The organism is Pseudomonas sp. SWRI22 (assembly GCF_014268395.2).
Classification (GTDB): domain Bacteria; phylum Pseudomonadota; class Gammaproteobacteria; order Pseudomonadales; family Pseudomonadaceae; genus Aquipseudomonas; species Aquipseudomonas paracarnis.
The window spans coordinates 847016-869172 of record NZ_JABWQK020000001.1 but is presented as its reverse complement, the minus strand read 5'-3'; the positions used below and the strand labels follow the sequence as shown (position 1 = coordinate 869172).

Below are 22157 nucleotides of genomic sequence, written 5' to 3'. Positions count from 1 at the left end.
GCTGCCGGCCAATTCCCCTATTGGCGTACTCCCCTTGACGGTGCCCTGCAGAAGCCTAACCCTTGGCCGATCATTTGAGGGTGGGGGATGTTGAGATGAGCCTGTTCCGGGAAATCGGTATGCACGAGGGGTTGGGCCGCACCCTGTCACAGATCGGCACCGAGCGGTTCTGGAAGCAACTGGTGCTGTTATTGCACCAGTGCCTGCCCTTCGATAATGCCCTGGCGATTTTCTACCCGCTGGATGGCCCGCCCCAGGCCCTGGAGGAGTACGACGCCCAACCCAGCAGCAAGCCGGCGTCGATGCTGGTGTACCTCAACGGCCTGTACCTGCTCGACCCGTTTTACCAGGCTTGCCGCGAAAACTATGCCAGCGGCGTATACCGCCTGGAGGAAGTGGCGCCGGACCATTTTCGCCAGAGTGAGTACTTCCTCAATTACTTCCACGACAATGTGCTGGAAGACGAAGTGCAAGTGATCCTGCAACTGCCCGGCGTGGGCACGCTGTCGCTGTCGCTGGGCATGCAGCGGCGCTTCAGCTTCGAAGAAACCGGGCTGTTGACCACGCTGTCGGCGTGGGTGTTGCCGCTCATGCACCAGCATTGGCAGCAAAGCACCCAGCGGGCACCGGCCATGGACAGCCAGATTCGCGATGCCCTGAGTCATTTCGGCAGCGGTGTGCTGTCGGACCGCGAGCTGGAAATCGCCCGGCTGGTGTTGCGAGGGTTCTCCTCCAAGGCCATGGCCGAACGCTTGAAGATCTCGCCGGACACCGTAAAAGTGCACCGCAGGCATCTGTACGCCAAGCTGGACATTTCGTCGCAGCCCGAGTTGTTTTCACTATTCATCCAGTCATTGGGGCATGACCTGGAGAACCCATAAACCTCATTCGAGCTGAAAGCGTGGTTGGCGCCTGTCAACGCCCCGTCCGTATGGTATTCCATACCCGAGTACGCACCCGGTCGATATTCAACGGCATGGCTTGCAGTGCAAACAGCTTGCCCATCATCTCCGGGCTCGGATACACCTTGGTGTCGGCCTTGATCGCCGGGTCTACCAGGCTGTCGGCCGCCGCGTTGCCGTTAGCGTAGTGCACGTAGTTGGTGACACTCGCCATCACGTCGGGGCGCAGCAGATAGTTCATGAAGGCATAGCCGGCTTTCTCATCCGGCGCGTCGGCGGGCATGGCGACCATGTCAAACCAGATCGCCGCGCCTTCCTTGGGAATGTTGTAGCCGATATTCACGCCGTTCCTGGCTTCCTTGGCGCGGCTTTCGGCCTGCAGGATGTCGCCGGAGAAACCGACGGCTACACAGATATCGCCATTGGCCAGATCGGCGGTGTATTTCGAGGAATGAAAATACGCCACGTAAGGCCGCACTTGCATCAGCAGGGCTTCGGCCTTCTTGTAGTCCTCGGCTTTTTTGCTGTGGTGCGGCAAGCCCAGGTAATTGAGCGCGGCCGGCAGCAATTCGGGGCCGTTGTCGAGGATGGCGACCCCGCACTTTTGCAGCTTGGCCATGTTTTCCGGCTTGAAGATCAAGTCCCAGGAGTCCACCGGGGCGTCGTCGCCGAGTACCGCCTTGACCTTGTCGATGTTGTAGCCAATGCCGGTGCTGCCCCACAGGTACGGAAAGCCGTGAGCATTGCCAGGATCGTTGTTTTCTACGGCCTTGAGCAGCACCGGGTTGAGATTTTTCCAGTTGGGCAGCTGGCTCTTGTCGAGCTTTTTAAGGGCGCCGCCCTGGATCTGCCGAGCCATGAAATGGTTGGAGGGAAACACCACGTCGTAACCCGATTTACCGGTCATCAGCTTGCCATCGAGGGTTTCGTTGCTGTCGTACAGGTCATAGGTGAAACCGATGCCGGTGTCTTTCTGGAAATTCCTGGTGGTGTCCGGTGCGATGTAGTCCGACCAGTTATAGATCTTCACGGTCTCGGCAGCCTGGCTGATAGTAGCCAGCAACATCAAGGGCAACAGGGCAATGGCTTTCATGGTTCGATTTCCTGGCGGTTTTAGGGCTGTTTTTATGGCAGGCGATCAAGGATCAAAGCGTTACAGAATCAGGACGTAGGTCTTGCGCACGGTTTCCTGGATATCCCAGATACCGGTGCTATTGGCTGGCAACATCAGTGCGTCACCGGCTTGTATGTGCAGGGTTTCCCCGTTGTCGGGCGTGAAGGTGCAGCGCCCCTGGATGAAATGGCAAAACTCCTGGGACGTGATCTGCCGACGCCAGCGCCCCGGGGTGCAGGCCCAGATGCCGGTCTCGACCCCGTCGTTGCGCTCCACGCTCAGGGTCGAGGCCACGGCGATAGGCGCGCCCAGGGGCACCGCCACCGGTGATGAATCTGGCAGCGCGGTGTTCAGCGTGTCTTTGAATTGCGTGATGCTCATGGGTTTTCCCCTGTGGGTGGAACGAGTCAGTGCATGAAGCCTTCCATGAAACCGGCAACGCCGGTTGCCAGCTTGCGGCGCCAGGGCGGGGTGTTGGGGTTGGCCAACACCTGGTCTTCATGGACAAAACTGCGAATGATCGCGTTGTAACCCAGCCAGCGGCACGGCTCGGGCTCCCAGGCCTTGAGCGCCTGGAGTCCGCCTTCGCGAATCACCCAGGGTTGTCGGGTCAACGGGGTGTCGCGGCCCAGGATCAAGTCGGCCAGGGTACGGCCGCCGAGGTTGGTGGCGCCCACGCCCTCCCCGCCATAACCGCCGGACAGTGCGATGCCAGTGGCGTGGTCACAGAGCATGTGCGGACGAAAACGGCGCGACATGCCCAGGTTGCCGCCCCAGGAGTGGGTAATCCTGGCCTTTTTCAGCTGTGGGAAGAGTTCACCAAACAGGTAGCGACGCAACTCTACTTCGCTGTCCGTCAGGTCGAAGTTGTGCCGTAACTTGCCGGCAAATTGATAGCCACCACGGGCGCCGAACACCAGGCGATTGTCGGCCGTGCGCTGGCCGTAGGTAACTTGTCGGCTGCTCTCGCCAAAAGCCTGGCCCTGGCTGAGCCCGATGCCCTCCCAGGTGCTGGCCGGCAGCGGTTCGGTGGCGACGATCAAGCTCTGCACCGGTAACTGGTAGCGGCCCAACGGCGGCAAGGTATTGGCGTAACCCTCGACAGCAGGCACCACCCAGGCGGCGTGCACGCTGGCCCTGGCGGTGCGCAGGCCGCCGGACTGCCAATGGGTCACGGGGCTGTTTTCGTAAATGGTCACGCCCAGGTTCTCAACCGCCCGCGCCAGGCCACGCACCAGCTTCGCTGGGTTGATCGTCGCGACGTGGGGGGCATAGATGCCGCCATAAGGCTTGGCAATGCGGACCTGCTCGGCCAATTGCTGCGGGCTGAGCCAGCGGTAGTCGTCTTCGGTGAGGCCCTGGGCGTACAGCTTGTCCAGATAGCGGCGCAGGCTGCCTTCCTGCTCGGGGTAGCGTGCGGCGCAATACAAGGCGCCGCCTTTGCGGTAGTCGCAGTCAATGCCTTCGCGGACCAGCACCTGTGCCACTTCATCAGGAATGCCATGCAAGATGTCAAACGAAGCGCGACGCTGCTGGGGGGCAAGCTCAGCCAGCAGACGGTCTTCTCCCAAGAGGTTGCCCATCAACCAGCCACCATTGCGCCCGGATGCGCCGAAACCGGCCGTTTGCGCCTCGATGATTGCAATTTTCAGCTCAGGGGCCTGGCGCTTCAGGTAATAGGCGGTCCACAGGCCGGTGTAGCCGGCGCCGATAATCGCCACATTGACGTCCAGGTCGTGCTCCAGCGACGGGCGCGCTACCAGCGGGTCGTCCAACTGGTCCATCCATAAACTGATACTGCGCCATGCCGGCATGCCAGGTTCCCCTACCTCGGTTCGATAGGGCCGATCCTAGAGTGCAGCGTCAGGGGCTGTCTTGCGCGCGTGCACGCACAGAAATTTGTTTGAGGTACGCCTTGGGCGATTGCCCGGTGTGCTGGCGAAAAGCGCTGTAGAACGCCGAGAGTGAATTGAAACCGGCGGCAAAGGCCAACTCATCGACTTTGACCGGCGCGGTGGCGTGGTCCAGCGCGGCCAGTACATGCTGGAGTCGCGCCTGGTTGACGTAGCGATAGAAGCTCTGCCCCAGCACCTGGTTCAGCAGGTAGGACATCTGGTTGCGACTGTAGCCACAGGCCTTGGCGACCCGCTGCAGGTCCAAGTCCGGGTCCAGGTACGGCTGCTGACGCTCGAAATATTGTTGCAGGTCATTGGCCATATAACCCAACTGCTGGGGCGACAAACCCAGGCGGCTGACCGTGGTACGCAGCGCCTGGGTCGGTTGCTCGTGCACCAGGGACGCATATTCATGCACCCGCCAGATCAACCCGTCGCGCACCGTAATGGCCTCACTGGTACGAAACGACACCAGGCCCTGGCCGCCACGCAAGGTAATGCGGTACTGGATAAACGCGGTATCGCCATCGGCTCGGATGCGATCAGTGTGCTCAATCGCTTCGTCTGCCTCACGAGGCATGCTGGCCTGCAAGTACTCGCGCAACTCGGCATAGCCCACCACACGGTTCTGGAAGAAATCGTGGTACTGGATCTCGGGGTGGTAGTAAGCCATCACCCCGTCCAGATCGCGATGGCGCCAGCACAAGTGATGGCGCAGCACCAGCGCGCCGGTAGCGTGGGAATTGTGACACTCATCGTCTGGAGCGATGTCGGACATATCGGGCTCTACGGCGGAGAAAATGCTCGAGAATGCCGAACTTTACCCTGCGCTTCAATGGTCAGATCGAGCGTCTGACTAATGGCCTTTTGCCTATTCCTTTGTAGGACATGATCTATATCAAAACCAGGCGAAAGAACCGCCGAACGGGCCGAAAAAAGTCACCTTGCAGTTGCGAACGAATGCTATTTTTAAGCCCTTAGCTGTCATGACCAGTGAAGGTCCTGGCCCCTGCCGCGAGCTAAAGGAAGCGCTCAATGAACAAGGTGGGCAACATGAACAAAGTGACATTTCCCAACGCCTGCCAGCTGATGCGCTGGCATTTTCACCCGATGGGCTTCGAGGGCAGCATGGACGCCCCCGGCAGCATGATCGCCCGCCTGTTCGACCGGGCCAGCGGCGAGACATTGATCGCCATCGCGGGGATCCCGTGCGCTACGGTGATGAACGCGGCTGATGTGGAGCGCATCATCGAGGCAGTGGAGGATGAATTGGAGAGTTTCGTGCCGCCGGTTTCGTTGCGGGCGTGAGGCGGCAATAGCGTAATAACGCCCACTTTGACGGTAACCACGATGCGAAGCGAGCCGCTCTTGGTCTTGATCTTGATCTGCTTTTGATCTTGATCTCAGGCGCCCCGTTAAACCACGCTGGCCGAACGCAGGCTTGAATTCGTGGGTAACCCGGCAGGACGCCGGGTTAGCCGCCCCGCGCCATGGATGGCGCGTGGCGGCGGCCCACGGATTCAAGCCTGCGTTCGGGCACACCGAGCCTAGGCGAGGTGCCGAGTGGTGGGGCGAAGGCATTTTGGTTACTTTTGGGCTTTTACAAAAGTGACCCGCTGTAAGAGCGGAACCCTAAGTGGCCTTTACCGCAGGAATGGATATGTACACAACCCAATTGTGTTGACTGTCAGGCCGCCTTCGCGAGCAAGCCCGCTCCCACAGTTGGATCGTGGGGTGTCAGGTAGATAGGCGCCGGCTGGTAGGCCGCCATCGCAGGTCAGCCAGCCCCCTTCACTGCACGCTGATCATCAAAAAACGCTTTTCTGCCATCCACCCGCTCAGACGCCCTGGGCACATTCACACCCTGGCCTTCCGGCTTTTCCACATACCAATAACAATGGCTGACCGCTCGAGTAATCCCCACATAGGCCAGTCGCAACACTTCGTCTCTCTGGGCATTGTCATAAGGCTCACTGTCGCCATCCTTACCCAAGCCCGCCATGCGATACACCTGGTTCTTGTACGGCGAGCTGGTGACATGCTGACAATCGCCCAGCAAAAATACCGCGTCCGCCTGCAGCCCCTTGGCACTGTGATACGTCAGCTGTTTCAACCTGCGCGCCTGAGGCGCCAAGCTAGAATCCACATTAACTACAGACTGAATATGCTCGCCAATCAATAACTTATCGCTACTTCTTCGATAAAGCATCAGGATTGAATCGCCCCGCTGATAATGCTCCAGCAACCGCTGCGCCAGTGCCGCGTCGTCACGTTCCAACACCGTGACGGGCACCAGCGCCTTGGGCTCGCCACTGGCCCTGGCCTTTTTGCCGGGGATGGCCGGCGCGCTACGGACGATATGTTCGGCAGCGTCGATGATGTGCTGGTGGCTGCGGTAGTTCTCCCCCAGCATCACGCGGGTGGTGCTGGGCGAAACGAACTCCTTGTTGAACTCCATGAAGTACTTGGGCGAACTGCCACGCCAGCCGTAGATGGATTGCCAGTCGTCCCCCACGCACAGCAACGATGAGCGTTGCGCACCTCGCCCGACGTGCATGGCCGGCCCGCGGCTGCGGATTTCCCGCAGGCTGGCGCGGATCCAGGACACGATCTGCGGCGATACGTCCTGGAATTCATCGATCATCAGGTGCGACATCGGCCGCAGCAAGGGATCACTCAGCAGCTTGAGGTTCTCAGGGGTGTTTTCACCAAACAGGGAAAACATCCGGTTGTAGGTCATGATCGGCGGCGACTGCTCCAGCAGGTGATCTTCCAGCGCCTTCCAGAAGATGCTCAGGGCCTCGAAGAACAGCCGGTCCGGGTCGTCCTTGGCGAAGCTCATCTGGCCAACCGCCGTAGGCACATCCAGGCCGAGGTTCTCGATAAACCCGGCCGCCATGACAAAACTGTCCAACAGGGGGGCCGAAGCGAGTTCACCTTTAACCTTGTAATCAAAGCCCGGCCCGGCCGTGGCATCGCCACCCAGGCTGCTCAAAAGACGCTTTGAAGATTCGTAATTATCCAGCCATATCAGTGGCTTATTACAGAAAGCTTGAAACAGGGTGCGTTTCACTGCCCATTCAGCGCGCACCGAGAGTTTCGAGTTCGGCCGACTGATTTGAGAATTTTCGCGCCCATCGAACCCCAGCACCACCCAGGCATCCAGCTCCCGGATGTAGCCGTGGCAATGAAATTGCGCGCTGTTGATTTCAAAGGTCTGGCGGCTGGGTTCGATGCCCTTGATCGGCCAGGCACCGGCGCGAAACCATAGGTCTTCGATCACATCACAGAGTTCTTCATCGCGCTTGGCCGCCAATTCAGTCACGGCCATGCGCTTTTGCACGTCCGGATGATCGCGTTCCAGCTCTTTGAGCTGGAGACCATGACGGGCCAAGGGTGCAATCAACTCGCGAAAACGCTGATTGCGACCATACAAGCGGTGATAACAAGCGTTCATCTGCTGCCGCTGGGCGTCACTGATACGCAGGTCGAAGGCGTTGCTGTCGGCGTCTTCAAAACTATCGCTGAGGTTCTCAAAAGCCTGCAGCCGTTCAAAGCCCGGCAGGCTGCGCACCATGGGCAGGATGCGCGAATGAAAGGTGCGCACCACCGCCTGGGCTTCCTTGCTGCCAAGGGGTTGGCCCCACAGGCTGAGAATTTCCATGAGTTTGTTGATGAAGTCCTTGCGCGACTCGCGGGTGAACGTCACCACAGTCATCGAACTCAGTTCAAAGCCCAGGTAATGGCTGAGCAGCAGGATGCGCAGCACCAAGGACGTCGACTTGCCGGCGCCAGCACCCGCAATCACCGAGGTCGAGGGGGTGTCGCTGAAAATCATCTTCCATTGCGCCGCGCTTGGCTGCGCATGGGCTGGCAGCAGGCGCGCGACATCGGCCTTCATGCGCTTCTTCACCTCCGCGGTGAGCGGCAATCGCCAATCGTCGAACAGGCTGTCATCTATGCCTGGTGCGCTGTGCTCATCAGGGCGAAAGTCACGAATCAGCAGGACTTGCCGGCCTTCCTCGATGCCATCAGCTTTACCCTCGCGGTAACCGTATTCAACGCCCGCCTCATGCCCACTGCGAAAACCGTCGGCCTGGCCATGTAACCAGGAAAACCTGTGCTGCGCGCGCAAACGGGTGAGGCCATGGCCGAACAGGCGCGCGGCCAGCCGTTTCAGCAGCGGCATTTCAGCCAAGGGGCGCAGTTCGGGGGGCAGATCAGGCTGTTGTTGCGACACGCGGACTCCTGCGGTGAGCTTGTTTTGACCAAGGCGCCATGGTCGCCGGAAACGCCGCTCAGTTCCAGCCAATTGCTTTGCTGTCATGCAGTTAGGCGATGAAGTGAAAGTGAACACCGGGAATAATCATCGAAAAAACGGATCATAAACCGGCATTTTTTACGCTTTTTATCGATCATGCGCTGCGGGATGATGGGCTCATCAACAGGAGACGATCATGCTTGAACTTCGACCTTTCACCAGCCTGGGCGGCGCCCACCATGGCTGGCTTGACGCTCATCACCACTTTTCCTTTGCCGAATACCACGACCCCCAGCGCATGCACTGGGGCAACCTGCGGGTGTGGAACGACGACATCATCGCCCCCGGCAGCGGCTTTCCCCAGCACTCACACCGCGACATGGAAATCATCACCTACGTGCGCGAAGGGGCGATCAGCCATGCCGACAACTTGGGCAATAAAGGCCGCACCGAAGCCGGCGATGTGCAGGTAATGAGCGCGGGAACCGGCATTGCCCACAGCGAATACAACCTGGAGGCCACGCCAACCAAGATCTTTCAGATCTGGATCATTCCCAATGAAGCCGGCTTGCCACCGTCCTGGGGCGCCAAACCGTTTCCGCAAGGCAACCGCGAGGGCTTTGTGACGCTGGCCAGCGGCAAGGCTGGCGACAGTGAAAGCTTGCGGATTCGTGCCGATGCACGCTTGGTGGCCGCGAACCTGAAGGCCGGGGAAAGCGCGGAGTACCGGTTGGACAGCGGTCGCCGTGCCTACTTGGTGCCAGCCACGGGCGTGATTGACGTCAATGGTGTGCGGGCACAGGCACGAGACGGTGTGGCGGTTGAGGATGAACAAGTGTTGCGGGTGACCGCAATCGAGGACAGCGAAATCGTGCTGGTGGACCTGGCCTGATCATGTAGGAGCGAGCTTGCTCGCGAAGAACTCACCGGCACCGCGTTCACTCAGGAAGCACGCGTTATCGTTGACGTTTTTCGCGAGCAAGCTCGCTCCTACATACAGTGTCAGTTATTGGCTGATCGCGCCGTCAACCAACACCTGCGCCTCTTCCACCAGTTGCTTGAGGTGCTCTTCGCCAATGAAGCTCTCGGCGTAGATCTTGTAGATGTCCTCAGTGCCCGAGGGCCGTGCGGCAAACCAGCCGTTTTCGGTCATGACTTTCAAACCGCCAATCGCCTGGTTGTTGCCCGGCGCATGGCTGAGGATCTGTTGAATGCTCTCCCCGGCCAATTGCGTGGACGTCACCTGCTCCGGTGACAGTTTGCCAAGCAGGGCTTTTTGCGCGGGAGTGGCCTTGGCATCGACGCGAATGGCGAACGGCTCACCCAGGGCATCGGTCAAGCCACGGTAGATCTGGCTTGGGTCCTGGCCTTTGCGCGAGGTCATTTCCGCGGCCAGCAAGGCCGGGATCAGGCCGTCCTTGTCGGTACTCCACACGCTGCCGTCCTTGCGCAGGAACGAGGCACCGGCGCTTTCTTCGCCGCCAAACCCCAACGACCCCTCAAACAAGCCATCGGCAAACCATTTGAAGCCCACTGGCACTTCGTACAGGCGACGGCCGATGCGCGCCGCGACGCGGTCGATCAGGCCGCTGCTGACCACGGTCTTGCCCACGGCCGCATCGGCACGCCAGTCCGGGCGGTTCTGGAACAGATAGTCGATGGACACCGCCAGGTAGTTGTTGGGCGCCAGCAAACCACCGGAAGGCGTGACGATGCCGTGGCGGTCGTGGTCCGGGTCGCAGGCGAAGGCAACGTCGAAACGCTCCTTGAGACCGATCAGGCTTTGCATGGCATAGCTGGAGGACGGGTCCATGCGAATCTGGCCGTCCCAGTCGACGCTCATGAAGCGAAAGGTGGCGTCGACCTCGGTATTCACCACCTCCAGGTTCAAACGGTAGTGCTCGGCAATCGCCGACCAGTAGCGCACCCCTGCTCCGCCCAGCGGATCCACGCCCAAGCGCAGGTCGGCGCTGCGGATCGCGTCCATGTCGATCACATTGATCAGGTCGGCCACATAGCTATTGAGGTAGTCATGGCGATGGGTGGTGTCGGCCTTGAGCGCCTGGGCGTGAGTGATGCGCTTGACTCCGGCCAGCTTGTTGGCAAGCAGTTCGTTGGCCTTGGCTTCGATCCACTTGGTGACGTGAGTATCGGCTGGGCCACCGTTAGGCGGGTTGTACTTGTAGCCGCCACTTTGCGGCGGGTTGTGGGACGGTGTAATCACAATACCGTCCGCCAGGCCGCTGGTACGGCCACGGTTATAGCAGATGATGGCGTGGGAAATCGCCGGCGTCGGCGTGTACTCGTCGCCCTCGGCCAGCATCACGTGCACGCCGTTGGCCGCCAGTACTTCCAAGGCACTGGCACCGGCTGGAGTGGACAATGCATGGGTATCCAGGCCGACAAACAACGGGCCAGTAATGCCCTGCGCTTCGCGGTACAGGCAGATGGCCTGGCTGATAGCCAGCACATGCCACTCGTTGAAACTCAGTTCGAACGAACTGCCACGGTGCCCGGAGGTACCAAAAGCTACGCGCTGAGTGGAGATCGCTGCATCAGGCTGGCCGGTGTAGTAGGCCGTGACCAGTCGCGGGATATCCACCAGCAACTGGGCTGGTGCCGGCTTGCCCGCAAAAGGACTGATAGTCATGCATAAACCTCGCAAAGAAGGATTCGGAAAAAATGACAGTTTACTGGGACTTGGACTACTGCGCGACGGTATCGATCCGACGGCCTGAAGAGAATTTTCATACGCTACAGCCTGATCGGCTGTCAGGCCGCTATCGCAGGCAAGCCGGCTCACACATTGGATAGTTGTAGGAGCGAGCTTGCTCGCGAAAAACTCACAGGCGCCGCGTTTATTCAGGCAGCGCGCGTTATCGTTGACGTTTTTCGCGAGCAAGCTCGCTCCTACTCGGTCTGCGCCTGCAGGAGCGTCTGCGCCAGCGTATCCAGGGCGATGTCCAGGTTGGGATGGCCGCTGAAGGTATGGCTCAAGCGCATATGCTGGTGATGCAAACCACTGAGGCTGAACAGTTCGCCTGGGGCAATCACCACCTGCTGGACGAGCATGCGCTGAAACACCAGCCGCATATCCACCGGCGCCGTCGACTGCAACCAGAAACTCGCCCCGGCCACGGGCATGCGGTAATGCACACACCCTTGCATACGCGCATCCAAGCGGTGACTCATGGCGTGCGCCTGCTCATGCAGGCGCTGGCGCAGCGTGTGAAGGTGCTGGTCGAACCGACCGCTTTCGTACAGCCGCGCAATGGCGCGTTGACGAATGGCGGACAATCGAAACGAACGCAGCAAAAACTGGCGCTGCAATTCACTGCTCATCTGCCGCGCCAGCAGGTAACCAAAGGGCGCTTCCGGGCCCAAAACCTTTTCGAACGAAGAAAACACGATCAGCCGCTCTGGGTTGACCAGGCTGCGCAAGGCCGGTCCGGGCGGTGCAAAGCTCAGGTCACCAAAGGTATCGTTCTCCAGCAACCAGCAGCCGTGCTGGTCGAGCAGACGCGCTACGTGCAGCCGCTCGGGGTCGGTCATGGCGTTACCCGAAGGCATGCTGACCACGGATGAGAGCAGCACGAGGTGCACCGGTTCATGACGCAGCAGGTGCTCCAATGTGGTCAAGTCCGGGCGACCGTCGGCACGCCAGGGCCATTCAATGACCCGCACGCCAGCGGCCTGTAGCAGGCGCAGGACCAGGTAATCGCACGGCGATTCAACTACCACCACCGTGCCTTTAAGGTCCAGGGCGTCAACGAGGATTTCCAGGACGCCCTGAAGGTCGGCACCGATATACACCTCATCAGCTTGCCAACAATGGGTGGGCGACGCGGTATAACGGGCTGCCAATGCAGCACGCAACTCCCACACGCCACAAGGTTGCGACGGTTGCAGATGATGGGGATACCGGCGCACCAGTTGGCGCTCCAGCGCCAGCAACGCGCCATCGAGGGACCCCAACAGCGCCGGTTCATCATTGCTGAGCACAACCATCGCCGGGCGCCGGGCGGCTGTATACAAGCGCTCGAGCAAGTCCGTACCCGCCATGATGGGCATGGTTGCGGCCACGGGCCAGGCGAAGTAGCCGGACTTGGCCACCGAGTACACTCGCCCTTCTTTTTCCAACAGCGAGTAAGCGTACTGAATCGTCGAGATTGACACGTTCAACCGCGTCGCCAACTGGCGCAGGGACGGTAGCTTGACCGGTGCTTCCCGGCTGACTTCATTGATCAGGTTGATCATGTAGCGATACACCGCCTGATAGGCAAAGTCTGCCTGTCGCTCTCCCCTCAGGTTCATCGCTGATCACCAGTTTCCATAGGTGAATACACGCGACTAGCGTCCCGACATTTGAGTGATACGAGCCTTGGACCGCTTGAAACGAGGTTCACATACACGCGCACTGCGTTTGCCCGGCAGCGGGCATTTGCGGTACAGATGCTGCAACAACGGCAGCGACAACCCACTGATATCCGTCAGCCACTGGTGCAGCATGTCCGCGACGGGCTTGCCCTGCAGGGCCTTGTGGAGCTCGGGGAGCGCTACCAGCATGCCGGGATGGCATTGACGCAGGTAACCCTCCAGACGTTCGCCATGCTGGACGAAGGGCGCGAACACCAGGCAGGTCAATTGGCTTTCGTCCAGGCCAGAGAACGCCTGAGCACAAGCTGTAGCCAATAGCTGGCCCTGCAGAGCACACGCTTCGGTGATCAACGCAACAGGCACCTGTCTTCGATGCAGGTAGTCCGCCGCCTGACGCAGGAACCCTTCGACGCCATGTTCGTAGGAGAGTTCGCGCAGGCACTGGGCCTGCAACCCATGCAAATGCGCAATGAGCAAAGGGTTGGGGTAAGCAGGATGGCTGAAGTGGAACTCGAATGGGTCCCGCTTGTGGGCGAGGAATTGAGTGAGCAGTGGCGCGTGGGCAACGTCCACGTCGTCAAGCAGGTCGGCAATGCCGATATATGCCACATGACGGTGCCCGCCCCGGCCAGGACTCTCAGCGCCTGCGTAGTGCTCGCCATACAGGTGGCGGTAGCAACCGACACTCCATTCCTCCATGCGTGCAAACCATGCACTGAGCGACGATGGGTTACCAGGTGCGAATGTCAGGCCGGTTGCCAAGGCGCTTTTTTTCAGCCACGCGATATATTGGCTTTGCTTGCGCACCGAGTCGCCGCTGACCAGAGCATGCACACCGCCGCTCCAGGTGGCGACCCGCTGGTAGAAATCGCCGAGGGCCAAAAAAGTGTCGTTGCACAGGGTGGCGCGAATGTCGCCGGACGTCAGGTGCCCGATCATCAGCTTGTTGCGCCGGCTCACTTCACGCCCGGCACTGGCCGCAGGCCGTTGATGATTGAAGGGCAGCACTTCCTGGTTTTCCACCATCAACAGTTCCACCCGTGGGTCATCGTGGAAAAATAGCGCGCCGTAGCCGTGGTGCAGCGAATCGAGCGTGGCCTGAGTCATACCCGCGTGCCGCAACGTGGCCACGCGCAAATGAAAAGTCTTGGGTGCGCGCCCAGCAATGGTCAGTTGCGCAGCGCGCAGCATCGCCAAGGTGTAGCTGCTGACTGCGCCGCCGCCGTGCCCGATCAGTACTTTGTAATTCCCCACTTGCTCCATGCCACCGGCGGCCACCACGATTCGCTGGATCAGCAATTGAAGCACCGTACGTTCAGCACGGGTAAAGTGCCCCACTAAACGTTGCAAAACTTGCTGGTAAACATAGCTCATGGCTTGTTCGTGAATAGTGCTCATCGTTCTACTACCTGAGTTGAAATATTAGTTTCGAGCAACTACCACACAGGAGCGCTCGACCTATTACACTTGTAGGCTTGTCATCCGTTGCGCAGCACGACATGGATTCAACATTAGCACTCTGCAACAAAAGTGCAGGTACAACCAAAAGAACAGTCGAGGACTATCCCAGGACGTGAACCACGTAGCTGCGCGCCTTACAGCGCCAAAGACCGCCAGCCTTAGGAAGGCTCCGACAACGTCCTACACTGCTTTAACTAAGAAATTAGAGAAGCATCCGACAAATATTAATCATCCACTCATCCTGGCTTCTTGCAAAACGACGGTGTGCACACTTTGTACTTTTCGAAAAAAATCAGACCATCGTTAGTTCCGCAAGCGCGAGATGTTAATGCCCGGCATTCAATCATGGCTCAATCCTTGAGATGACAAAGAAGGCTCAATTATCGGCACTCAAACAATGATTAACAGATACAGAACAGCGTCGAAAAGCAGTTCAGATGGCCTGCCAACCCAACTTAAATGACGCCCACACAACAGCGCCGCACTGGATTTCAGGGCGGCCTAGGGCAATAACGGTATTGTTTACGGGGCGCAGCGCCCGTGCGGCGGCTCAACCCCGGTGCGGGTTAAGCCCTGTCAAATGGCGCATTTGCCTCATCAGCTCAGGCGCCGGAGTATTCATTTGCGAATACTCCTACAGCTCAAACAGCTTCAACCTGCAACGCCACCCGTTCGCGGCAAGGGCATTCATCCATGTATCGGTGCGCTTCGACGAACTGACTGAACGGAAATACCGTGGTTTTCAGTGGGACAAGCACACGGTCGGCTGTCAGCTGGTTGATATCGCGCAACGCACGCTGCAACGCCACCTGGTCCTGGATAATGCCCAGCTCCGGCTTGCCGGTGAAGTTGCCGATACAGTGCACAAAGAACTGAATGTTCTTCTGGAACGCCGCACAGGCCGGGAACGGCGTCTGGTTGCCACCTTGCAGGCCATACAGCACCAGGCTGCCACGCGGCGCGAGGACGTCACCGAGCAGCGACATCTGCGGGCCACCCAGGCCATCGAACACCACGTCGACGCCACGGTTGTCCGTGAACTTGTTGATCTGCATCAGCAGGTCCTGTTCTTCGGTAACGATGACCTTTTCCGCCCCGAGGGACAGCAGGTATTCACGTTCAGCACTGTCTTTGGTGGCAGCAATCACCCGCACACCCAGGGCTTTGCCCAGTTGCACAAACGAAGGGCCGGCACAGTGGCTGGCGTCGGTCACAAGGGCAAACTGGCCCGGTTTGACCCGCGCCAGGTCCATATACGCAAAGTACGCGATGAGCAACGGCGTGTAATGCACGCTGGCTTCAATCGGGCTCAAGACATCCGGGTACCGGGTCAGGGCCGAACGGGGCAAGACGATCTGCTCGCCATACACCGGGTAATCATTGGGGCTCTCGGCCGGAAAACTGGCCACTTTATCGCCCACCGCCAAGTCATCCACGCCGTCGCCGAGGGCAACCACAACCCCGGCCATCTCATGGCCCAAGCCAGAAGGCAGGCGTGCATGAGAAGACGCCAGGTTCTGGCGCCACAGAATGTCGTACCAACTGATGCCGATCGCGTCGACACGCACCTGCACTTCGCCCGGTGCGGGCTGCGCGGCCGCATGCTCTTCGCATTTGAGCACCTCGGCCGGACCAAACTTGTGAAAACGGATCGTGCGGGACATCGCAAACCTCGTCAAAGTAACCTCTAATGCCATGAACTTTATCTGGGCTTTGGGGGTAAGACCACCGGTCACCATTAATAGTCGACATGCCTGTCATTGATTCCGCGAAGGAGGAACACACCTCAACTATCGTAGGAAAAATCAATTAGCCGGTGCAGAGTACCAGCCTTTCCCCGTAAGATTCATGCCGGTCATCCTTCTGAAGCGAACCTCAGGGGGTTGCTACGTGACCGCTCACATCAAGTTTGCTGACTCTTCCAGGACACAAGATGAACCGTAACGACCTGCGTCGTGTCGACCTTAACCTCTTGATCGTATTCGAAACCTTGATGCATGAGCGCAGTGTGACCCGCGCCGCCGAGAAATTGTTCCTCGGCCAGCCGGCCATCAGCGCAGCGTTGTCACGCCTGCGCGGGTTGTTCGATGACCCCCTGTTCGTGCGCACCGGGCGCAGCATGGAACCCTCGGCCCGCGCCGTGGAAATCTTCGCCCTGCTCTCCCCGGCCCTGGACTCAATCTCCACCGCCGTCAGCCGCGCCGCCGAATTCGACCCGGCTACCAGCACCGCCGTGTTTCGCATTGGCCTGTCCGACGACGTCGAGTTCGCCCTGCTCCCGCAGTTGCTCAAACGCCTGCGTTCCGAAGCCCCCGGCATTGTGCTGGTGGTACGCCGCGTCAATTACATCCTGATGCCCGGCCTGCTGGCCTCCGGTGAAATCTCCATTGGCGTCAGCTACACCGCCGACCTGCCCGCCAACGCCAAGCGCAAGGTACTGCGCCGCAGCCTGCCCAAACTGCTGCGCGCCGACAGCGTACCGGGCTCGCTGAGCCTGGATGACTTCTGCTCACGGCCCCACGCGCTCGTGTCCTTTGCCGGTGACTTGAGCGGGTTTATCGATGAAGAGCTGGAAAAACTCGGCCGCAAACGCCACGTTGTGCTCGCGGTGCCACAGTTCAATGGCTTGGGTACGTTGCTGGCGGGTACGGACATTCTGGCCACCGTGCCGGATTATGCGGCGGAAGCGCTGACCTCGGCGGGTGGTTTGCGTGCCGAGGATCCGCCGTTGCCGGTGCGCTCGTTTGAGCTGCACATGGCGTGGCGAGGTTCGCAGGATAATGATCCGGGGGAGCGGTGGTTGAGGTCGCGGATTCAGATGTTTTTTGGCGATCCGGAAAGTTTATAGGGACCATGTGGCAGGCTGTTTAGCTGATCATTTCTGCCCCTTCTCATCCCTGGGAAACTCATCCACTCCATTCGACGACGCGGTGCACCGAGACCTCTTGGAAGCAGTTGACCGCATCCTGGCCTTCTCCATATTGGACTCTCAGCGTGCAGATATTCATGAGCGCTACAAATCGCGAGAAACCCGTCAACCGCAGGGCTTTCTCCCGCACAACCCCATCATGCGCTGGGTGTCTTGAGGCACGAAGACCAGCGGCGCCACGATCTCCCGCACGCCCGAACTGTCGGTCAGCGGCGCGGCGTTACCCATTGTGATTTGCGACGCGGCCTTCATGACCCATGCGTCGACATTCGCGTCGCCCGAACCTGTGAGCATCGTTACTTTCGGCGTACCGCTGTCTGACGTGAAGCGATAGGACAGCCGCACGCTCTTCTTCTCGCCCGTGGCATTGACCGCTTCAAACACTTCCCGGACAGCCAGCCGCCGAGTCTGCAGCTTGAGAAAACTCGTCAGCCAGATTTGCTGATAACGTTTTATTTGGTCTTCAGTCAGCGGTTGTCCTGCCAGACGCAGACGATTCATGGCTTGCCACTCTTCGTCGCCACAGTAACGGATTGCGTCAAGATAGAGTGCCAAGGCGCCCGGCAAATCCTGCGGGCCACCCTTGCCTTCCTCCATTAAACGCCCCAGCGCCAGCACGGCATTGTTGCCAGACAGGCGATAGAACTGGCGCGCCTTGGCATAGTCCACGGGTTCACCCTCGCCGCGTTCGGCCATCTGACCCAGCAGCACATTGGTGGCCGGTTTAATCTTGGCGGACTCTACGAACAAGGCACGGGCCTTGCGAAAATCCTGATCGACGCCGTGCCCGCCTTCCTGATACAGCTTGCCCAGCATGGCCATGCAGGTGGCGTTGCCGTAACCGGCGAAGCGTTCGATATAACGCAAGTTGTCTCGGTTGAAGGGCTCTATACCAGCAAGGCCCATGCAGCGAAAGCCAACGTGGAGGGAATCGTAATCAGCAGGTCGAAGCAGGCTTTGACAGCCCGCGAGGGTGAAGAAAAACAAAAGAAGGTAGGCTGGTTTTAACATGGCGTCCGTGCGTCCTTGCGGTAAAAGCAAGGCATTATGCCAGCCTTTGAGCAGAGGTTATCGCCCAAATAGTGGCTTTTGCTGGAGGAAAGACACCCGTGCAACCACCCACTGGCACTCAGGCGCACGCGGTTACAGCTGCCGTAGAAGGGGCGCTCACGGTGGCGATCACGCCGAAGCAACCTCGTCCCGCTATATCGAATCGCAATGCCGTAGCGCTGGCTGCACTCGGTGCTGCACTGAACGAATGATGCTGACCGATAAGATCAAGAATCTCGGCCAAACCACAAAAACGATCCCTGCGAGAGAAAAACACTGAGTACCAGCGCCTGCCAGACTGGAGTCCTTCGGAAATCGCCATTGGCGATCAATCGCACACTCGATGCGAATGAGGGCAAACAAAAGCGTTATCGACCTGAAAACATTGTCCTGGAGCCCAATCAAAATGCTTTGCGGGGATCCGGATAGCCTCTTTCATTCCTGGCTTTTCAGAGGCTCGCTACCCGGCACAAGCGCTCCTTCTTGCAATTCAATCGCGGCGTAAAAGCGTATTCGGTGCCACGCCAAACGCCTTGCGAAAGGCATGGCTGAAATGCGAGAAATCAGAAAACCCAAAGTCCAGCGCCGCTTCGGACACACTGCGTACCTGGCCACGCTCGATTGCTTCTCGGCTGGCATTCAAGCGCTCTTTCCAGATCTCTGCAACGGGGGTTTTCTGGTAGCGTGCGAAGGCCCGTGTAACGGTGCGGGTGGACACATTGTGGGCTTTGGCGATGGCTTCAATCGACAGCTCCGGCTCGGTCAGGTGGCGTTGGATGTACTGCATGATGCGGCCGTAGAGGTCCATTTCCTGATGGCTGGTTTTCAGGTCCTGGAGTTCCAGGCTGATTACAAGCAGATCAAGCACAGCACTTGAGTAACGATTCGAGATGCGCTCATCCTGCAGCGACGCAGGCGTGCTCGCGGCCTGGTGCAGCATTTCACGCAAGGGCACGACGCCTGGGCGCCGGTCGTCGAGGACCATCGCGGTGTACTCGGCAATACGCGGCAGGCGTTCGGTGAGCAACGCTCTGGGAATACGGATCAAGTGGTTTTCGGTACCACCCAGGCTGAAGCGAAACGCCTGGGTTGCGTCATAAAGAAACAAGTTGCCCGTCGCCAGGTTGGCTTTTCTTGAGCCTTGTTCGATTTGCCCATGGCCCTTTCGAGCGAAACCCAACCATAAATCTTCGGCCGGACCGCTGCGCAGGTGCTGCTCGGAACGCTCCCAGTAATGCAGCGGCGAAGACAGCGTACAGATGTCCAGCGCGCCGACTGTATTAAGGGTGAGCGAGCCATCAAAGCGGCTCTGGGACAAGGGTTTGCTATCGGCCGCCAAGCAATGACGACAGACCACTTCTTTCCAATAATCAAACCGACGTGTTGCAGGGACGGCAAGGGTCGAATACTGAGTGTTCGGGTTCATGACGCTGACCTCGACAACGATGCAATAGGCGCTCGAGAAGTTGTAACGTGCGGCCGATTGTCAGCCATCGAAGCAATTAACACGCCAAATGCAGTGGCAAGCCAGCTTCCACATTTGCACCGACGGGTGTCAGATAGAGGGAGGCGGCTGTCAGGCCGTCACGGGAGCAAGCTCCCTCGCCACAGGTCTCGCGCCTATGCCCGTTTAAGGGCACATCACATCACGCCATCAGCCCGTGTGCACCAGCGCAGACCACAGGTGAACCTCCGTAGCAGGACTGTCTTTGCCAACCAAGCGGTTGTCTCGCCTAACAAAGCGCGGCCTTCTCTGCCGGCCTAATTTCCACCTCGCAGCAGCTCATACCCCGCTGATGAGGCACGCCATGCATCGACACTCTGCACCACGACTGGCTGATTCCTCCTGGCTTCTGCAACGGCGCGACCTCGCGCCTGAGGAGTCGGCTTATTGGTTGATTGAATGGGGGGCCATGCAGCTACTGCACCGACGGCAGGTCGCCAAGCGCCCCCTGCCGCCGACGCGATGACGCCCACCCGTAGGCCTGAACGAAGATAACGAGGAGCTCAAGATGGAATCTGCAATCGACACACATCTGAAATGCCCACGCACCCTGTCCCGCCGTGTACCCGAAGAGTATCAACCGCCGTTCCCGATGTGGGTGGCGCGCGCCGATGAGCAACTGCAACAAGTGGTGATGGCTTATCTGGGCGTGCAATATCAAGGAGATGCCCAGCGCGAGGCGGCCTTGCAGGCTATGCGCCACATCGTCGGCAGTTTCAGCCTGGCAGAGGGCCCGCAGAACTACGATTTGACCCAGCACACCGACAGCAGCGGCTTTGATAATCTGATTGTGGTCGGGTACTGGAAAGACCCTGCCGCCCATTGCCGCTGGTTGCGCTCACCCCAGGTGAATGACTGGTGGAGTTCACCGGATCGCCTGGGTGAAGGCCTGGGTTACTTCCGCGAAATCGCCGCGCCACGCGCCGAGCAGTTCGAGACGCTATACGCCTTCCAGGAAAACCTGCCCGGTGTCGGCGCAGTCATGGATGCCACCAGTGGCGAGATCGAAGAGCACGGCTATTGGGGCTCGATGCGCGACCGTTTCCCGATCTCCCAGACCGACTGGATGAAGCCCACGAGCGAGCTGCAAGTGGTCGCGGGCGACCCCGCCAAGGGCGGACGCGTCGTGGTGCTGGGGCACGACAACCTCACACTGATTCGTTCAGGCCAGGACTGGGCGGATGCCGAGGCAGACGAGCGCTCCCTCTACCTCGACGAAATTTTACCGACGTTGCAGGACGGCATGGACTTCCTGCGTGACAACGGTCAGCCGCTGGGCTGCTACAGCAACAGGTTCGTGCGCAATATTGACCTGGACGGCAACGTTCTCGACCTGAGCTACAACATCGGTCACTGGCGCTCGGTGGAGAAACTCGAACGCTGGGCTGAATCCCACCCTACCCACCTGCGTATTTTCGTGACGTTCTTTCGCGTGGCCGCGGGTTTGAAGAAGTTGAGGCTGTACCACGAGGTGTCCGTGTCCGACGCCAAGAGCCAGGTCTTCGAGTACATCAACTGTCACTCGCAAACCGGCATGTTGCGCGACGCCTTGCCGCCCACAGCCTGAGCGCCCGCGGCGTTTAACAACCCGGCTTCTACCGCCTGCCACCCTTCACGGGTGGCCCGGTCCCCTGTGCGAGGAATAAACAATGAACAAGATCCACCTGCTGACTCTCTCAACCCTGTTGCCCGCCCTCCACGCCAACGCGGGTGAAGTCGCGCCTGGCGATTACGAGCAATATCCGGTCGGCGCCACTATCGGTGCGATTTATTATCAGCACGCCACTACGGACTCGGCTTACGCCAACGGACACAAGGTCAGCTCTGACTTCAGGGTGACCTCCGACGTTGGCATCCTGCGTCTGCTCCATGTGTATGCGCTCAGCGACACAGTCACTATCGACCCGCAATTCCTCTTGCCTTTCGGGCACGTCTCCGGCGCAGGTGACGCCTCAGCACTGGGCAGTACTCGAGGCGTGGGCGACTTGATCCTCACCGCGCCGGTGAAATGGCGGTTCAACGAAGCCCGCGACACCCTCAGTATCGCCCCCTATGTGTATGTGCCTTCGGGGACGTATGACAAGGACGACGCGCTTAACCTAGGGGAGAACCGCTGGAAATTCGAACTGCAGAGCGCCTACGTCAAGCACTTCACAGAGAAATGGGCGATGGACCTGGTCGGCGGCGCGACCTGGTATGGCGACAATACGGATTACGGTGCAAATGCCGACCGCATGAAGCAGGACGTGTCCTACGCAGCGCAGATCATGGGGCGTTACATGCCGGACGCCACCACCACCTTTGGTATTGGCTTGGGGCGTACCTGGGGTGGCGAGACAAACGTCGAGCATGTCAATCAGGACAACGAACTAGGCACCACCAACTTGCGTCTCACGGCCACCAAGTTCGTCAGCCCCACCGACCAAGTGCAACTGCAATTGGGCAAAGACCTCTCGGTGGACAACGGCACCCGCGAAGACTTCCGCATGAACCTGCGCTACGCGCACATTTTTTAACGCCAGAAACTGCGACCGCGCGCCCTTGGCGCCTGGGTGTCCGGCTCAACCAAGTCGATGTCTTTCTCAACCAAGCCGCCGGCTGGATGCGCGGACTATCTTGAGCCCCAGGCTCGCTGATATTGAGCACGCAGTGCTCTTCGGCCAC

The 22157-nt window shown here is 59.4% G+C and carries 17 protein-coding genes; 6 read left to right on the top strand and 11 right to left on the bottom strand.

Translation table 11 applies throughout. The features are described 5' to 3' along the window. Nucleotides 1-95 precede the first annotated feature (95 nt). The gene (locus HU730_RS03620; protein ID WP_186527743.1) at nucleotides 96-881 is read left to right on the top strand and encodes a helix-turn-helix transcriptional regulator; all 786 of its coding nucleotides are present in this window, start codon (nucleotides 96-98) and stop codon (nucleotides 879-881) included. A 34-nt stretch (nucleotides 882-915) separates the two neighbouring features. Here HU730_RS03620 and HU730_RS03615 read toward each other — a convergent pair whose 3' ends face one another. From HU730_RS03615 to HU730_RS03600, 4 genes are read right to left on the bottom strand one after another with little or no spacing between them, the layout of a single operon-like run. Next, complete coding sequence (locus tag HU730_RS03615) at nucleotides 916-1995, bottom strand: polyamine ABC transporter substrate-binding protein (RefSeq protein WP_106118660.1); 1080 nt, start codon at nucleotides 1993-1995, stop codon at nucleotides 916-918. Between the two features lie 60 nt (nucleotides 1996-2055). Then, nucleotides 2056-2397: a cupin domain-containing protein gene (locus tag HU730_RS03610; protein ID WP_060764350.1), complete on the bottom strand. Its 342-nt coding sequence runs from the start codon at nucleotides 2395-2397 to the stop codon at nucleotides 2056-2058. Between the two features lie 26 nt (nucleotides 2398-2423). After that, entirely contained in the window at nucleotides 2424-3830 is a 1407-nt protein-coding gene (locus HU730_RS03605; RefSeq protein WP_186527742.1) for an FAD-dependent oxidoreductase, read from the bottom strand. Between the two features lie 49 nt (nucleotides 3831-3879). Next, entirely contained in the window at nucleotides 3880-4689 is an 810-nt protein-coding gene (locus HU730_RS03600; RefSeq protein WP_034127703.1) for a helix-turn-helix domain-containing protein, read from the bottom strand. 257 nt (nucleotides 4690-4946) lie between these two features. Here HU730_RS03600 and HU730_RS03595 point away from each other — a divergent pair, with 257 nt between their 5' ends. Beyond that, nucleotides 4947-5219 (top strand): DUF1652 domain-containing protein, encoded by a 273-nt coding sequence (locus tag HU730_RS03595; protein WP_014718395.1) that lies wholly within the window; start codon nucleotides 4947-4949, stop codon nucleotides 5217-5219. 469 nt (nucleotides 5220-5688) lie between these two features. Here HU730_RS03595 and HU730_RS03590 read toward each other — a convergent pair whose 3' ends face one another. Then, nucleotides 5689-8151 carry a UvrD-helicase domain-containing protein gene (locus tag HU730_RS03590; RefSeq protein ID WP_186527741.1) on the bottom strand — a complete coding sequence of 821 codons (2463 nt, stop codon included), beginning with the start codon at nucleotides 8149-8151 and terminating at the stop codon, nucleotides 5689-5691. A gap of 217 nt (nucleotides 8152-8368) precedes the next feature. Between HU730_RS03590 and HU730_RS03585 the strand changes: the two genes are divergently transcribed. Continuing rightward, the gene (locus HU730_RS03585) at nucleotides 8369-9064 is read left to right on the top strand and encodes a pirin family protein (protein ID WP_054922186.1); all 696 of its coding nucleotides are present in this window, start codon (nucleotides 8369-8371) and stop codon (nucleotides 9062-9064) included. A gap of 114 nt (nucleotides 9065-9178) precedes the next feature. Here HU730_RS03585 and pgm read toward each other — a convergent pair whose 3' ends face one another. From pgm to HU730_RS03565, 4 genes are all read right to left on the bottom strand, one after another. After that, nucleotides 9179-10822: a phosphoglucomutase (alpha-D-glucose-1,6-bisphosphate-dependent) gene (gene pgm, locus HU730_RS03580; RefSeq protein WP_034135596.1), complete on the bottom strand. Its 1644-nt coding sequence runs from the start codon at nucleotides 10820-10822 to the stop codon at nucleotides 9179-9181. Nucleotides 10823-11082: 260 nt separating this feature from the next. Continuing rightward, nucleotides 11083-12486 carry a PLP-dependent aminotransferase family protein gene (locus tag HU730_RS03575; RefSeq protein WP_060763724.1) on the bottom strand — a complete coding sequence of 468 codons (1404 nt, stop codon included), beginning with the start codon at nucleotides 12484-12486 and terminating at the stop codon, nucleotides 11083-11085. Between the two features lie 36 nt (nucleotides 12487-12522). Then, entirely contained in the window at nucleotides 12523-13947 is a 1425-nt protein-coding gene (locus HU730_RS03570; protein WP_169922247.1) for a hypothetical protein, read from the bottom strand. 704 nt (nucleotides 13948-14651) lie between these two features. Continuing rightward, the gene (locus HU730_RS03565) at nucleotides 14652-15674 is read right to left on the bottom strand and encodes a zinc-dependent alcohol dehydrogenase family protein (RefSeq protein WP_032891964.1); all 1023 of its coding nucleotides are present in this window, start codon (nucleotides 15672-15674) and stop codon (nucleotides 14652-14654) included. 269 nt (nucleotides 15675-15943) lie between these two features. On the opposite strand from HU730_RS03565, the gene HU730_RS03560 reads away from it, so the two are divergent. After that, nucleotides 15944-16858 carry a LysR substrate-binding domain-containing protein gene (locus HU730_RS03560; RefSeq protein ID WP_034127379.1) on the top strand — a complete coding sequence of 305 codons (915 nt, stop codon included), beginning with the start codon at nucleotides 15944-15946 and terminating at the stop codon, nucleotides 16856-16858. A gap of 186 nt (nucleotides 16859-17044) precedes the next feature. Here HU730_RS03560 and HU730_RS03555 read toward each other — a convergent pair whose 3' ends face one another. Continuing rightward, nucleotides 17045-17950: an SEL1-like repeat protein gene (locus HU730_RS03555; RefSeq protein ID WP_034127378.1), complete on the bottom strand. Its 906-nt coding sequence runs from the start codon at nucleotides 17948-17950 to the stop codon at nucleotides 17045-17047. A 529-nt stretch (nucleotides 17951-18479) separates the two neighbouring features. Beyond that, nucleotides 18480-19415, bottom strand: a complete 936-nt coding sequence (locus tag HU730_RS03545) for a helix-turn-helix domain-containing protein (RefSeq protein ID WP_054895909.1) — start codon at nucleotides 19413-19415, stop codon at nucleotides 18480-18482. 586 nt (nucleotides 19416-20001) lie between these two features. Between HU730_RS03545 and HU730_RS03540 the strand changes: the two genes are divergently transcribed. Both HU730_RS03540 and HU730_RS03535 read left to right on the top strand, forming a co-directional pair. Beyond that, nucleotides 20002-21060 (top strand): phenylacetaldoxime dehydratase family protein, encoded by a 1059-nt coding sequence (locus tag HU730_RS03540; RefSeq protein WP_186527740.1) that lies wholly within the window; start codon nucleotides 20002-20004, stop codon nucleotides 21058-21060. 82 nt (nucleotides 21061-21142) lie between these two features. Continuing rightward, entirely contained in the window at nucleotides 21143-22009 is an 867-nt protein-coding gene (locus tag HU730_RS03535) for a transporter (protein WP_072448579.1), read from the top strand. Nucleotides 22010-22157: the final 148 nt, after the last annotated feature.